1 protein-coding gene is annotated in these 346 nt (G+C 67.6%); it reads left to right on the top strand.

Annotated elements, in window-relative coordinates; genetic code table 11:
• The coding region (locus tag DM807_RS28240) for an Ig-like domain-containing protein (RefSeq protein WP_179026947.1) at positions 1 to 346 on the top strand (346 nt) is incomplete at both ends.

The following is a 346-nucleotide window of genomic DNA, read 5'->3' as shown; positions in this document are numbered from 1 at the left end:
TGAGCAACATTACCGTCGGTGCAGATGGCCTGGCCCTGAGCGGCCGCGGCGAACCGGGTGCCACCGTCGAAGTGCGCGATGCCAACGGCAACGTGATCGGCACGGGTGTGGTCGGTGCCAACGGCACTTTCCTGATCGACCTGAATCCCGCCGCGCAGCCGGGTGAACACTTGAGTCTGGTGCAGACCGACCCGAGCGGCAACGCCTCCGTGGCGTTGGAGTACGACGTACCGCTGACCACCGCCCCAACCAGCCCGAGCAACCTGGCTATCGACGCCGACGGCACCACCCTCACCGGTACCGCGCCGGCTGGCAGCCGCGTCGAAGTGCACGATGCCAACGGCAC

Source organism: Pseudomonas hunanensis (genome assembly GCF_013393325.1).
Lineage (GTDB): Bacteria > Pseudomonadota > Gammaproteobacteria > Pseudomonadales > Pseudomonadaceae > Aquipseudomonas > Aquipseudomonas putida_P.
The sequence above is the reverse complement of the archived record's forward strand: the minus strand, read 5'-3'. Positions and strand labels throughout refer to the sequence as shown.